The 15,346-nt window shown below is 46.6% G+C and carries 12 protein-coding genes; 11 read left to right on the top strand and 1 reads right to left on the bottom strand.

The features are described 5' to 3' along the window. The first annotated feature begins 115 nt into the window (after positions 1–115). The 11 genes from ansA (at position 116) to CSD97_RS08050 (ending at position 14,197) form a co-directional block, all read left to right on the top strand. A complete protein-coding gene (gene ansA, locus CSD97_RS08000) occupies positions 116–1,156 on the top strand; it encodes an asparaginase (protein WP_005827512.1) in 1,041 nt (346 codons plus the stop codon). Positions 1,157–1,336: 180 nt separating this feature from the next. Then, positions 1,337–3,619, top strand: coding sequence for an LruC domain-containing protein (locus CSD97_RS08005; protein WP_035448692.1), 2,283 nt, complete (start codon positions 1,337–1,339; stop codon positions 3,617–3,619). A gap of 25 nt (positions 3,620–3,644) precedes the next feature. Beyond that, complete coding sequence (locus CSD97_RS08010; RefSeq protein ID WP_005837322.1) at positions 3,645–4,004, top strand: response regulator; 360 nt, start codon at positions 3,645–3,647, stop codon at positions 4,002–4,004. Positions 4,005–4,022: 18 nt separating this feature from the next. Then, a complete protein-coding gene (locus CSD97_RS08015) occupies positions 4,023–5,189 on the top strand; it encodes a sugar transferase (protein ID WP_034523446.1) in 1,167 nt (388 codons plus the stop codon). 34 nt (positions 5,190–5,223) lie between these two features. Further along, complete coding sequence (locus CSD97_RS08020; protein ID WP_055288653.1) at positions 5,224–6,060, top strand: TolC family protein; 837 nt, start codon at positions 5,224–5,226, stop codon at positions 6,058–6,060. A gap of 7 nt (positions 6,061–6,067) precedes the next feature. Further along, entirely contained in the window at positions 6,068–8,227 is a 2,160-nt protein-coding gene (locus CSD97_RS08025; RefSeq protein ID WP_098032245.1) for a hypothetical protein, read from the top strand. Between the two features lie 6 nt (positions 8,228–8,233). Further along, positions 8,234–9,685, top strand: coding sequence for an O-antigen ligase family protein (locus CSD97_RS08030; protein ID WP_005837327.1), 1,452 nt, complete (start codon positions 8,234–8,236; stop codon positions 9,683–9,685). Positions 9,686–9,708: 23 nt separating this feature from the next. After that, entirely contained in the window at positions 9,709–10,914 is a 1,206-nt protein-coding gene (locus CSD97_RS08035) for a glycosyltransferase family 2 protein (RefSeq protein ID WP_005837328.1), read from the top strand. Then, a complete protein-coding gene (locus CSD97_RS08040) occupies positions 10,911–12,032 on the top strand; it encodes a glycosyltransferase family 1 protein (protein WP_098032246.1) in 1,122 nt (373 codons plus the stop codon). The genes CSD97_RS08035 and CSD97_RS08040 overlap by 4 nt, the downstream gene beginning before the upstream one ends. Positions 12,033–12,044: 12 nt before the next feature. Next, positions 12,045–13,247, top strand: coding sequence for a glycosyltransferase (locus tag CSD97_RS08045; protein WP_057256463.1), 1,203 nt, complete (start codon positions 12,045–12,047; stop codon positions 13,245–13,247). After that, complete coding sequence (locus CSD97_RS08050; protein WP_005837331.1) at positions 13,244–14,197, top strand: phosphoribosyltransferase family protein; 954 nt, start codon at positions 13,244–13,246, stop codon at positions 14,195–14,197. The genes CSD97_RS08045 and CSD97_RS08050 overlap by 4 nt, the downstream gene beginning before the upstream one ends. Here the strand turns inward: CSD97_RS08050 and CSD97_RS08055 are convergent. After that, positions 14,177–15,190 carry an acyltransferase gene (locus tag CSD97_RS08055; protein ID WP_034523192.1) on the bottom strand — a complete coding sequence of 338 codons (1,014 nt, stop codon included), beginning with the start codon at positions 15,188–15,190 and terminating at the stop codon, positions 14,177–14,179. The genes CSD97_RS08050 and CSD97_RS08055 overlap by 21 nt on opposite strands. Positions 15,191–15,346: the final 156 nt, after the last annotated feature.

Below are 15,346 nucleotides of genomic sequence, written 5' to 3' on the forward strand. Positions count from 1 at the left end.
TTTTCGCAATGAAAAAATAAAAGAGACAAAATCTGCAAAGACTTGTCTCTTTTATTTTCTCCCCATCTCATATTTCACTATCTTTGTGCCCGAAAAAAGCTCTAATACGAATATCATGAAAGTCGATTGCCCTTCCGTACTATTGATTTACACTGGCGGAACTATCGGAATGATAGAAAATCCCGAGACCGGTGCGCTTGAGAACTTCAACTTCGACCAACTGCTACAGCATGTTCCCGAACTGAAGCGCTTCAACTACCGCATCTCTTCCTATCAGTTCGACCCACCGATCGACTCTTCCGACATGGAACCTTCCCTCTGGGCAAAGATTGTAAAAATCATCAACTACAACTACGACAATTTCGACGGCTTCGTCATCCTGCACGGTACCGATACGATGGCCTATACAGCCTCCGCCCTCAGTTTCATGCTCGAGAACCTTTCCAAGCCGGTCATCCTCACCGGTTCCCAGCTTCCCATCGGCACCCTGCGCACCGACGGGAAAGAGAACCTCATCACCGCCATTGAAATAGCCGCCGCCAAGCATCCGGACGGTACTCCTATCGTCCCCGAAGTGTGCATCTTCTTCGAGAACGAGCTGATGCGGGGCAACCGTACCACCAAAATCAATGCCGAGAATTTCAACGCTTTCCGCTCCTTCAACTATCCCGCACTGGCAAAGGCAGGCATCCATATCCGTTATAACGAGCACCTCATCCACCGTCCCGACCCGTCACGCCCCATGAAGCCGCACTACCTTTTCGACACCAATGTCGTAGTGCTCACCCTCTTTCCCGGCATCCAGGAAAGCATCATCAACTCCGTGCTTCATGTTCCCGGTCTGAAAGCTGTTGTCCTCAAGACCTTCGGTTCCGGCAATGCCCCCCAGAAAGAATGGTTCATCCGCCAGCTGAAAGAAGCCAGCGAACGTGGCATTGTCATCGTCAACATCACCCAATGCCAAAGTGGCGCCGTCGAGATGGGACGTTACGAAACCGGTCTGCAACTTCTCCAGGCAGGCGTCATCAGCGGCTATGACAGTACCCCCGAATGTGCCGTCACCAAACTCATGTTCCTCCTGGGGCATGGACTGGACCAAGCCGAAATCCGCCACCGCATGAATTCCGACCTGGCAGGAGAAATCACCAAGATTTAGTAAAGCGGCAATACAGAGGGCATTTAGTAATATTGATAATTTTCAAGACAAACTTGCATTATCTATCCATACAAAATCGTTAAAAAGCGTTAACCAACACGCTTTTATCCCCCATTAATAAAGCTTATTAGTTTAAATAAACGTACTTTTGCTTACAATCAAGCAAAACAAATGTAAAATATGGGAGAAAATACCCTATACAAACGCTTTCTGCCGCTTGTTATTCTTACAGTAGGCATACTGCTGCAGGGTTGTAAAGACGATGTTTTTAACCCCGAAAAAGTGAAAGCAGCCTATCAGGATAGGTTTCCGGTCAAGAACATAGACCCGGCTATGGATTGGAAAATGACTCAGCAGGTCCGGGTCAATGTTTCTGTATCCGAAGATACCGGCATCGACTACACCATACGTATTTACGACAAGAACCCCTTAATCAGCCGGTCATCTGCCAAACTGCTGGCAGAAGGCACCGCCAATAATACAACAGTATTTACTACCGTCATGGACTGCCCTTCTGTGCTGACGAGCGCTTTTGTGTGCCGCACCGATGCACACAGCCGCAACATAGTAAAATACGTATCCATCCAAAACGGTCAGCTCCATGCCGCTTTCGGCAGTTCCCCTGCAACTACACGTGCCGCATGGACACGCAGTGTCAGCATCGAGACCTATTCACCGGAAAAGTCTGAGGCGGAAATCACCGCAATGCTATCAAGTGCCGAAGAAATAAGGCCGAATACCGATTTTCAAAACGGAAAAGCCTACAAAATCTCCAAAGACAATATATATAGGAATAAAATCAGCAAGGACGGCATGGGAAGTGACAATCCGGCCATCATCATCATTGAAGGCAGCTGGGAACCCAATGGAAACAACATGACCGTTGAACGAGGCTTCGAATTCTATGTGATTGACGGAGGGGAAATCGTGATACCGGACGAGCACACCTTCACTTTAGTGCAATCCAGCCGGTTTATCGTCTACGCGGGTGGAACCATCAAAGGGAACGACATCGAATTGACCAATGCATCCGGAGGCAGCTACAACTACAATGCCGGCACTATGGAAATAGACGATTTCCATGTCAGCCAGGGAGGAGCATTCTATAATTGCGGTACCGTGCGTGTCGATGAAATGAATTTCGACAGCGGATGCAAATTCATCAACCAGGGCAAAGCCTATATCGGGAAAACCGACAGCAACATCACTATAGACAACGGATGCTATCTATATGCGGAAGAATTTGTAGGCACACTGAACATGGGAGACACCTCTTCTGCAGAGATAGAGGATTTCGGGGACCATAGCAACAATTACAACACCCAAATCACGATGGGTGACAACTCCATGATAACCGTACTTGATGAAGCAGAATTGTCACAAGCACAATTTATGGGTCCAAACAATGAATATGCACTGGTAAAAATCAATAAAATTGAAGATATAGGGAATTTCTCCAGCCAGGGAAACATTCATTATGAAGTGAAAGAAATTGACGATGATATCACCGAGGACATCTGGTGGGAAGCCAAATTCCTTGATGCTATCAAGAACACCGAAGGAACCATATCCAAATGGGGAGAATCCCCCATCACCATTCCTGCCGGAGACTGTACGGGCGAAGGCAATACTCCGGACGAGTCCGGCTCAGAAACCCCTACAGACCCGGTCTCCTATACGTACGTATTCGAAGACAACTTCCCGTTGGTAGGCGACTATGACTTCAACGACGTGGTCTTGGACGTGGAGACCTACTATCACCGCGAGAAAAAGACGAACCACATCAAGCGCATACAGCTCGACGTGACCCTTGCTGCAGCAGGAGCAAGCAAGCCGTTGGGCGTAGGGCTCCGGATTACCGGAATCAATAAATCCGATATCCGGGAAGTCAAGACCGGAGGCGACGATTCGCGTTTCCAGGAGTCATTCAACAGCTCGTACAACAAATTCAGGTATAACAACGTTACTTACATGGAAGATTCCGATCCGAGTGTCGTAATCCCCATCGCAGGCGAGGTGCACAATGTATTCGGAGTTGAACCGGGTGAGATGGTAAATACCGGCATTGGAGTAACCGCCAAAAAGTACACTTATGAAGTCATTATTGAACTGGCAGACCAAACCCGGACAGAGCCCCCATTCTCAAAAGACAATCTGGACTTCTTCATCTGTTATCAATATAAAAGCATGGAACAACGCATGGAAGTCCATCTTTACGAATTTTGGGGATATGGCGCCACTGCCGCCGGAACCATACAGCAAGAGAATCTTGACTTGGCAGGCAACAACACGTGGGCAATCTGCGTGCCGTATGGCTTCCGCTATCCCAAAGAAACAATCAATGTGTCACGTACTGATATCCCCGAGGCAAGCGCATATCCGGAATTCATCTATTGGGCCCAAGACAGAACCCAGTATACGGAATGGTACGAACACCCGGTAGAAGAAAATGTATATAGATAAATATAGCAAACAATTATCATAAACAATGAAACAAATATTATTTGTAGATGACAAACCTGCCATAGGCAAGGTACTCTCGGTCTATTTAGGGAAAGAGAATGAGCTGGTTTATTTCGAAGATCCCGTCAGGGCCATAGAATGGCTGAATGAAGGGAACGAGCCCGCTCTCATCATTTCGGACATACGCATGCCCAAGATGACCGGCAGTGAATTCCTGGCATATCTGAAAGGCAATTCACTTTTCAAGGACATTCCGGTTGTGATGCTTTCCAGTGAGGAAAGTACCACCGAGCGCATCAACCTGCTCGAAGCCGGAGCCGAGGATTTCATACTGAAACCTTTCAATCCTATGGAACTGAAAGCCCGCATCAAGAAATTCCTCTAAACAACAAAATCAATGGATATGTTATATTATATCTACATAGGCAGCAACCGCGCCACTATCGACCACTTAAGTAAAGTTACGGGAGGCATGTTCATGGCTGTTTCATCCTGCAACAAGGCAACGAAAGTCATCGACGGCATCCGCGAACGATATAACACATCTATCCTTTACGAACAAAGCAACCCTCAAAAAGACTGTGAAAACATCACTTTCCTGCACAAGCGTTTCCCACGCGTCTACATCATCCTTGTCACCGAGGAGCTGCAGAAGGAAAACCGCAAACTCTATCTGCAGGCAGGTGTCAATAACACCCTCTCCCCTACGACCCATGAGGGGAATCTGCAACAAATGACAAAATTCCTCCAACTGCGCAAGGAGCATAAGTTGCAGGAATTCAGCCAGTCACACCGTAAGATATTCAACACCTTCCACCTGCCTGTGTGGAAGCGTATCTTCGACATCCTTTTTGCCGTTGCCGTACTGATTGCACTGTCTCCGATATTCATTGTGACAGCCATAGCCATCCGCATGGAAAGCAAGGGAAAAGTGATTTACAAGTCCCAGCGCGTAGGCAGCAACTACCAGATATTCAACTTCCTGAAGTTCCGCTCCATGTACACCAATGCAGACAAGCGCCTGAAGGAGCTGAATGCACTCAACCAATACAAGATGGAAGAAGAACTGACGGACGAGCAGCCCGATATCCGCTTCGACGACCTGACCGGCACTTCCGAAGAGGAGGCTACCCTGCTGATTTCAGACGATTTCGTCATCTCCGAAGAAGACTTCCTCAAAAAGAAGGCCCAAGAAAAACAGAATACGTTCGTCAAGATAGAGAACGATCCCCGCGTCACTCGCGTAGGCCGTTTCATCCGCAAGTACAGCATTGACGAACTGCCGCAGCTGTTCAACGTCCTCAAAGGAGACATGAGCATCGTGGGCAACCGCCCACTCCCCCTCTACGAGGCCGAGCTGCTGACCAGCGACGCATATATCGAGCGCTTCATGGCCCCCGCCGGACTGACGGGACTGTGGCAAGTGGAGAAACGAGGCGGTGCCGGGAAGATGTCGGCCGAAGAGCGCAAGCAACTGGACATTAAGTACGCCAAAGAATTTTCATTCTGGCTGGACATGAAGATACTGTGCAAGACGCTGACAGCGTTTGTGCAGAAAGAGAATGTATAAAAATAAAGATAACAGGAATTATATGGCTTTAGAGATGATAAAAAGATATATCACGTCCATCATTTACAGTGTAATCCTCTTAGGATTGTTGGGGGTACCTTTGTCTGTGGCTGCGCAGCAGGAGTTGACACGGGAGGAGCGCATCAAGATATTGGAGCAACTCAAGATGGAGGACAAAAAAATAGAAGTCAACACATTGGGTTTAATCAGTCCGAAGACATCAATAGATATTGAGAAGTTAGAGTTGCCCCCTCTATCTGTCTTTCTTGATGCAGTGACAGAGAATGCGTCAGTAAAAAGAGCCCAATCCCAAGTAGAGCAAGTCAAGAACCAATATCGCCTGGAAAAGCGGAACTGGTGGAACTACTTCAGACTGAACGGTAACTATTCCTACGGACGCTATAATATTATAGGCAATGCCAGTGACGAGTTCACCCCTATGTACCAGACGACGATGTCAAGTGCCCAGCACAACTTCAATGTCGGGGCCAGCGTCGGCATCACTTTAGGAGACTTGTTCAACCGACCGCTGAAACTGAAAGACTACCGCTATCAGATAGAACAATTGCAATATATGCAAGAAGATGTCATGGAAGAACGGAGACTAAAGGTATTGGAAGCCTACAATGCAGTTACCGAACAATTAGCCACTATAAAAGCCAAAGCAGAAACGGCCGCCTTGTATAACGCACAGATGAAAATTTCAGAAAACAACTTCATACAAGGAACCGTTGACATCATTTCACTCTCTTTGGAACGTGCGCGCCGCACTGGTGCCGTGACCACGTATGAACAGAGTCGTGTAGCTTTACACAATTCTATCGTATTACTGGAGATGCTGACTAATGTAAAAGTTATATCAGACAAATAAACCGATTATGAATATAGTACAATTTTTGGCAAGCTTCTTTTACCGCATCCGTTATTGGTTATTGTGGGGAAGCCTCCTTGTTACGGCATTGGTCATATACTTCACTCAATTTTTACCATACAGCTATACGGTAAACAGTAGTTTATATGCAGGCGTAACCAATGGTACCAATTTGGATGGAAGCCAGCTTATCAACATCAACAGTACTTTCGACAATATCATTAATATTGGCAAGTCCAAAAACACTTTAGCAAAGGTCTCTGTACGACTGCTTGCCACCAATCTTGTACACGGTGATGAGTGGAAAGACAATATGTACATTCAAGCCAAACATTACAGACAACTTGTCCAAATCCTTCCCAAAGAAGTATTGGCTTTGGTCGACCGTTCCTCTTTGGATAAAACCGTAACTAATTTAATGAATTACAGAAAGGAGAACAGTAGCAATTTCGTCTATTCCATATTCAACCGCCCTTATCCGTTTTATAGCTATAATGCATTAAATTCAATTATCATCAAACGGTTGGGTACCAGTGATCTGATAGAATTAGTATATACCTCTGCCGATCCCGGCATTACACAAAATACGCTCAAGATATTGGAAGATGAACTGTTAAAGGCTTATGAGCAACTCCGGTTCAGTGCCACGAACAGTGCTATCGCCTATTTTGAAGAGCAAGTGCGCATAGCCAAAAAAGCACTTACTGCAGAAGAAGATGATTTGACAGACTATAGTGTTCAGAAACAAGTCATCAACTACAATGAACAATCCAAAGCATTGGCTCTGACTAAATATGGTACTGATGATCGCATGGAAGAAATCCAGCGAATCTATGGAAGTGCGGTCGCCTTGCGCCAGATGTTAGAGAATAAAATGGATATACGTGCCAAGATTATACGCACAAATACTAATTTGTTGCAAGAGCTGGAAAAAGTCAGTACCCTGAATCAAAGCATTCTCGAACAGGAAATTTTCACCACAGAACAAAGTCAGCAGAACAGTAGTAAACTTCAAAAAGAAAAAGAAGCCCTGCAAAAGGCAGAAGAAAAGATAAGCCATCTCTCCGATAATTTGAATGAGTACAGTTTTTCCAAAGAAGGTGTAGGTATTCAGGATATGGTGACAGAATGGCTGACGGCATGCATCAATGAGGCAAAAGCCAAAGCTGAAGTGAAAGTATTGGTTGACCGCCAGCGTGAGATTGTCGACCAATACCGGGATTTTTCACCCGTAGGCACCCAAATCAAGCGGAAAGAGCGTGCCGTGGGCATTGCCGAAGACAATTACCGCCGACAGATAGCAGGCCTTGCCGAAGCACACCTCCGCTTACAGAACATCAAGATGACGACAGCCAACCTGCAAGTCATAGCATCACCCGAGTATCCGCTGACAGACAATGGCAGAAAAAGGCTTATCTACATCCTTGCCGCATTCTTCGGCAGTTTAATATTCATAAGCGGCTACTTCCTGCTGATTGAATTGTTAGACCGCACTCTCCGCGACCCGGACCGCAGCAAACGTCTGTCCGGACTCTCTGTCATTGCAGCATTCAATGGTATAAGCAACTTGAAGTATCGTGGATTCCTCAAGGCTTGCAACCGGCTTGCCGCTGCCTACAGTTGCCGGCAATTGAACAACTACCTGCATCCGGACCGTCCTACTGTCATAAACCTGCTCAGCATGGAGAAACGTGAAGGAAAATCATTCCTTGCCAAATATTTCATTGATTATTGGGAAACTGAGGGTATGAAAGTGCGCCTTGTAAAATACGACCACGATTTCGATACCCAAAACAAGGGATATGTACAAGCTCAAGAATTGTCTGACTTCTGGGTTCTGAATGAAGCAGAAGAAATACCGGACATCATTTTAGTGGAATATCCTGCTGTCAGTACCGCAACTCTACCTATGCCGGTATTGAAAAAGGCAGATTTCAATTTGCTGATAGCCAACGCCGCCCGATTGTGGGGCAGAGATGACGACACCCGATTGAAACCGTTAAAGGAAGAATTGGAAGGAACTCCTCTATTTATGTATCTCAACAATGCAGACCGCGAAGTGGTTGAAAGCTTCACCGGAGAATTGCCTCCTCATACTCCGGTCCACAGTTTCTTCAGCCGGTTGGCACAATTAGGGTTAACATCCAAATCTGCTGCTGTAAAGTAAATGCAAATGGGTATTAAAGGACATAGTATATCTCCCTTCGTAGCAACACTGTCAGTGCTCATCATAGGGTTGGCTGTAATCACCTACAGCCTACTCTCCGGTGCATGGTATATCTTTGCCTCCATTTGCTTTTTCCCTTTCTTACTGATAATGGCAATACAAGCATTAAAAAATCCTTTTGTCGGTGTATGTCTCCTATTCACATTCAATTACTTTTTCATTCCCTGGTACAGATACACGCAGGGCAGTGGGTTGAGTGTCTGGTATGATGTCGCAACCGTCACCCTGCTTGTGACGCTCCTGATATATTCCTATCACCAACAAGGTAAGATTGCATGGAAATACGCCAAAAACATTCTGACGTTCGGAGGTTGTATATGGGCCATATATACTGCGGCAGAAATATTGAATCCAACAGCACTCACTGAAGCTTGGGTTTACTCCCGTGGAACCATATACAATACTCTTGTCGTATCATTGATTAGTGTTTTAACAATGACCTCCTACAAGCGGTTGCGAGTCATTATGCTTCTTTTGTCCATATTCACACTGACAGCCGTGGCAAAAGCCATTTACCAGAAATATGCAGGTTTTGATGAGACAGAAACAACCATGCTGATTGAAACGGAAATGTACAAGACACACCTTCTATCCGATGTCACCCGCTATTTTTCCTTTTTCACAGATGCCGGAAATTTCGGCTCCAACATGGGGTTTGCCACCATTCTGTTCGGTATTTCCGCCATCTTCATGAAAAAACGCTCCATCAGAATCTATTATGCGATTATTGCCATGTGTGCCATATATGCCTTGTTCATTTCCGGCACCCGCGGTGCGCTGTTTGTCCCCATCGGAGGAATCATATTGTTAACTTTTCTCAGCAAAAACATCAAACTTATGGGAGCTACAGTCTTCTTCGGATTGTTTTTTTATGTCTTTTTCGCCCATACCTATATCGGTGAAAGCAACACTTCCATCAGGCGTATGCGTACAGCTTTCAGACCGACAGAAGATGCCTCATACATTGTCCGTAAAGAAAATCAAAAAAAATTGGCCGAATATCTAAAATACAAACCTTTCGGAGAAGGACTCGGCTTGGGAGGGGTAGAAGCCAGAAAATATGGTTCCCGTCTCACAACACTCATTCCCCATGATTCTTTTTATGTCAAGACATGGATGGAAACCGGTATTGTAGGATTAGTGCTTTTTCTTATCATATATGTCAGTGCATTGTTAAGAGGTTGCTATCTTATCATGTTTCGAATCAAGAATAACGAATTACGCGGAATACTCACAGCCATTGCATGCGGTATCTTCGGAATGATGATAAGTGCCTATGGAAATGCTTTCTTCGGGCAATTCCCTACAGGATTTATAATCATTTTATTTTTGTCAGTCCTGATTAACGGGGAGCATATCGACCAACTGCTGACAGAAAAACTGAGAACAGAAAAATAGAAAATATTAAATAGAAAACATATATGAACGACATTTTTTCCATATTCAATCCCGACTGGTGGATGGACGAGAACAACAATGCCTTGCAAATGACGGACGCGGTTCTTTTCTTATTGCTGGCCATCCCCGTAGCCTACTTGTTTATCTATGCATTGGCCTCCTTGCGGAAATACAAGAATCCCTATCCACCGTCCCCCAAGCGACATCGGTTCCTGGTCCTCTTTGTTGTGCTGAAAAACGGCAAGGAAGTGATAGAGTCCATCAATCATTTCCTTGACACGCAGACGTATCCGAGAGAAAAATACGACATCGCAGTGGCTGCCACACAACTGTCCGAAGAAGACTTGGTTACGCTGCTCCAGATGCCGGTCAACATTGTCGTGCCCGATAAAGAGCATTGCACAAAGATATATGCCATACAGCAGGTCATGGAGCGCTATTCTCCTCATGAGTACGATGCCATCACCATATTCAATTCTGACAACAAAATCGTCCCCAACGCATTAGAACTTTTCAACAATGCCTACTACTCCGGCTGCGATGCCATCCAAGCCCACCGCATGACGGAAAACCTGAATACCAACATCGCCGTATTAAACGCCACCAGCGAAGAAATCAACAACCACCTCTTCCGCAAGGCACATACGGCACTGGGATTCTCCTCTGCCCTCATCGGTTCGGGCATGATGTTTGATTTTGAGATGTTCCAGGAAATCGCTCCCAGGTTATCAGGAAGCGATTTGGCCAAAGCTGCAGAAATGGAACTCCTGAAGGAAAACATATATACCGAATACATGGAGGAAATAGTCTGCTATTGCAAAAAGACGGACGATACATCGGGGTACAGCAAAGAACGCCAGCGCTGGTTGGGCTCACAGTACCGCAGCTCCATACTGGCATTGCAACAATTTCCGATAGCATTCTTACAAGGAAAGTGGGATTTATGCGAAAAATTATTCCAATGGCTACTTCCATCCCGTTTCCTGCTCATCTTATATATCACGATATGTGCCGTGGCAATGACGTTTCTGGAGTGGCCGCTTGCTACAAAATGGTATGCACTTTTAGCCATTTTATTCATCACTTTTCTGATGGCCATGCCCGAAGGGGAAATCAGCCGCAAATTCCGGAGCGCTTTCTGGTCTCTGCCCATATTGGTAGTCACCTCTTCCATGAGCCACATCACGAGAATCTTTAAACGGAAAAAGAAAAGAAAGGCAGCAAAATGAAAATCGCCATCGAAGCCCAACGCATTTTCCGCAAAGACAAGCATGGCATGGACTTTGTCATCCTGGAGACACTGAAAGAACTGCAAAAGCGGAAAGACGGCAATGAATATTACGTATTCGTTGCCCCGGGGGAGGACCGGTGCCTGGAAGAATCGGAAAACCTCCATATCATTGAGCTTCGCTGCCCTACTTATCCTTTGTGGGAGCAGATAGCATTGCCCCAGGCCGTCAGGAAGCTGAAAGCGGACTTGCTGCATTGTACATCGAACACAGCTCCGCTATGGTGTCCCGTCCCTTTGGTGCTGACGCTTCATGACATTATCTATCTGGAGCCGCGTCAGCATCGCAGTCCTTCCTTCTATCAGGAAATGGGATGGCATTACCGTCGCCTGATTGTTCCCCGCATCCTGAAGAAAGCAAGAAAGATTATTACAGTTTCTCAGTTCGAGTGTACCCGCATACGCGAAGCGCTGCAACTTCCCGAAGAAGTCATTAAAGCCGTTTACAACGGCTACAGCGCTTACTTTTCAATGCAGGAAACACCCGATGAGAGTATTGTGCAGAAATACATACCGCACCCGGACTTTCTTTTCTTTCTTGGAAATACAGACCCCAAGAAGAATGCGGCACGTACCCTGAAAGCATACGCGTTGTATCTGAAAGCATCCCAAACGAAACGCCCCCTTCTCATTGCCGATTTGAAAGAAGAATATATCGACCAGCTTCTTCAGCAAGAAGGAATCACCGGGATAAAAGAACATCTGTATTATCCGGGATATATCGGCAACAAAGATTTAGCAACCCTTTATAATGCGGCATTTGCATTTCTCTATCCTTCCCTGCGTGAAAGTTTCGGGATTCCGATACTGGAGGCTATGGCTTGCGGCACTCCCGTAGTGACGGGCAACGTTTCGGCAATGCCCGAAGTAGCCGGTAAAGGTGCCATTTTAGTCAGCCCTCAAGAACCGCAAAAAATAGCAGATGCCTTGCTACGCCTGGAGAATGATGCGACACTCTATCAGCAACAAGTAAATTACAGTCTGGAACGTGTAAAACTGTTCTCCTGGAAACACACTGCAGAAGAATATGTAAAGATATATCACTGTATTCACCAGTAACCGGCAAACATCATGAGAGACTTCATCATCACCAGCCTGCAAACATGGGACATCGAAATAGGTAGTACCATCAAGAATACTGCATTGGAAATTTCAAAGCAGAACCGAGTGCTCTACATCAACACTCCGATGGACATTTCCATCCGGCTGAGAGGGAACAGACAATCTCCGTCCTACATCCGGCGCATGGCTGTCATCAAGGGAGAGACTTCACCGCTCCGGCAAATCAACGCCAACATGTGGGTGCTGGACTGTCCTTTCATGTTGTTCTCGGCCAACTTCCTGCCTGCACCGCTTTTCAATATCGTCAACAGAAAAAACAATGCCCGCATAGCCCGATGGATTGTAGAGCAGGCTGCCGCGCTCGACTTCAAAAATTACATCCACCTCATCGATACAGACATTTACCGCAGCCGCTATCTGAAGGAGTATATCCATCCGTCTGTTAGCATCTATTACCGGCGCGACTACGTCATAGGCGAAGCCTACTGGCGCAGGCACGGCACCCGTCTTGAACCGGAACTGGCTGCTTCGGCCGACCTTGTTCTGGCAAACTCCACCCGTTTTGCCGCAGAGTTGCAAGCCTACAATCCCCATACCTACCCCATCGAAACCGGCGTAAACCTAAAGCTGTACAATCCGGCCAAGAAATACGAAACACCCGGTGACATGCAAGACATTCCACGCCCTATCATCGGATATATGGGTACGATAAACAGTACCCGCCTTGACGGAGACCTGCTCTATCAAATAATAAGCCAGCGTCCCGATTACAATTTTGTGTTCACCGGACCGGAGGACGACGGTTTTCGCCAACACCACATCCACAGCCTGAAAAATGTGTATTTCACCGGGCAGAAAAAGGTGGACGAGTTGCCCGCTTACATCACAGCCTACGATGTCTGTATCAACCCGCAAATGGTGAACGACATTACCGACGGTAACTATCCATTGAAAATAGACGAATACCTGGCTATGGGTAAACCCACTGTCGCAACCAGTACCCACACCATGCGCCACATATTCGCAAATCACACGCACCTGGCCACCACCCCGGAAGAATGGCTTTCGGCCATAGACCGTGCTGTGACCGAAGCCGATGACGAAGAACTTGCCAAACAGCGCATAGCCTTTGCCGAGACCCACAGCTGGGGACACAGTGTAAAGAAAATATACGACATAATCGATAATTTTTTGAAGGAGAAAGCTACATGAACTATCGTAACATAGACGACCTAAACCATTGCATCCTGCAACATCTCAGCATTCTGCCACGGGATTTCGACCTCATTGTCGGCGTGCCCCGCAGTGGCATGTTTCCCGCCAACCTGCTGGCGCTCTACCTGAACCTGCCGGTCACGGACATAGACTCTTTCCGCAACGGGCATATCTATCAGACCGGAGAACGGGGGAAAACTTTCAACATGAACAATATACATAATGTATTGGTTGTGGATGATAGCATAGCCACGGGAGATGCCATGAAGAAATGCCGCGAATTTCTGAAGGACATAGAACATTTATACAACGTCAAATATTGTGTCATTTATGCAGTTCCACTACAAATAAATTCCGTAGACTATTTTTTCGAAATAGTCGATTATCCCCGTTTCTTCCAGTGGAACATCATGAACCACTCCATCCTGCAAAAAACGTGTATGGACATTGACGGCGTGCTTTGTGCAGACCCCACTCCGGAAGAGAACGACGACGGCGAGAAATACCGTCATTTCCTGCTGAACGCTCCTCCGCTATTCATTCCCAAAGTCACCATCGGCACGCTGGTCACTTCACGCTTGGAGAAATACCGCCCGGAAACGGAAGCCTGGCTCCAGAAGAACCATGTAAAATGCAATAAGCTCGTCATGCTGGACCTGCCGGATATGGCTGCACGCCAACGGGCGAATTGCCACGCCTCCTTCAAAGCCCAGGAATACGGTTCATCCACCGACTACATGCTGTTTGTGGAAAGTTCCATGCCGCAGGCCATAGAAATCAACCGCCTGACCAAGAAACCGGTACTCTGTACGGAAACGTTCCAGATGATTTATGAATCCAAATCGCTGTACTACAACCTGAAGTCGGGAGAAACATTCCCATGGCTGCGGCGTTTCCTGATAAGGGTGCGCAACAGACTGAGAACGTCATTTCCTTCCCAAAAATAGCATCCGCAACATCCCGGAGCGGTCAAGCAGCTTGTCTACTAATACCGGCCCGATTGTCGCAATAAAAGTTGCAGACAGCAAGATGGGGACAATCGCATCAATCCCCATCATTTTCAGTATAATCCGCCCGCCGGAAGTACCGAAACCATGAAAAAGATAAATACTGTACGCATAACTGCCTATCCAGACAAAAAAACGGTTGTGCCACTTCGATGCCAGCAGCAGGAACAAGGCAGGAATCAACGTCACGGGATAAAGCAGCATGCTCAAAGAGGCGCATTTGCCGGGATAGAACCACACTGTCTGTATCAGGGCAATCCCGCATAGCGCCACTGCAAGCATGACGTGCCTGACAGCCGGACGACTGTAGAGCGGCACAGCAAAACGGCAGGAAGCCACACCGACAAAGAAATAGGGCAATTGCCCCAAGGCACCCTTGAAACTGAACAGGTCGGGCACCTCATGCAGAATCCATACATCATTTATCCTACTGAGAATCAGCGCCGCCATGCAACAAACAGCCCACTTGCCCGGAGTGTCCATCCACTTCCGGCTGTCCATCCACCATTGCACTACAAAAATCAGGAACAACGACGGCAGATACCAATATATGGTATAAGGGAATACATAAATGCGCCACATCTGGCTAAGCTCCCCTTTATTATTGGTGCCCGGCATCAGATACTGTACCAGAAAATACAACGTGCCCACCGCCGCCATCGGCACCAGCAGACGCAAAGCTTTCTTCCGGACGAAACTTCCAAAACCGGAAGATGCGGAGAAAGGCTTCAACGCATAAGCCCAGCCGGCAATAGCCGTAAACAGAGGCATCTGAATATAATCTATCCACACATAAAGATAGCGCAACGGATGTGGAAAATCAATCTTCATGCCCCCACCGGGCCCGGAACCGACGACATGCCCCACCACAACCAACAAGATAGCGATGCCACGCAAAGTTTCAACAGACAAGTTTTTTTCCGCATTTGCCATATTGCAAATATACGGAATTTTTCTGTAACCGGTCTCACTATTTTCTTCTTTATTCCTGCATTGACACACTTTTAAAATTGTAAAAATACATCTCCTTCCGGGTAAAATCCGTATCTTTGCCGTGTTTTTCTTAAAAACGTACAATGAGTAAAAAAA

The sequence above is a fragment of the Bacteroides sp. AR29 genome (genome assembly GCF_900217715.1).
In the GTDB taxonomy this organism is placed as follows: domain Bacteria; phylum Bacteroidota; class Bacteroidia; order Bacteroidales; family Bacteroidaceae; genus Bacteroides; species Bacteroides uniformis.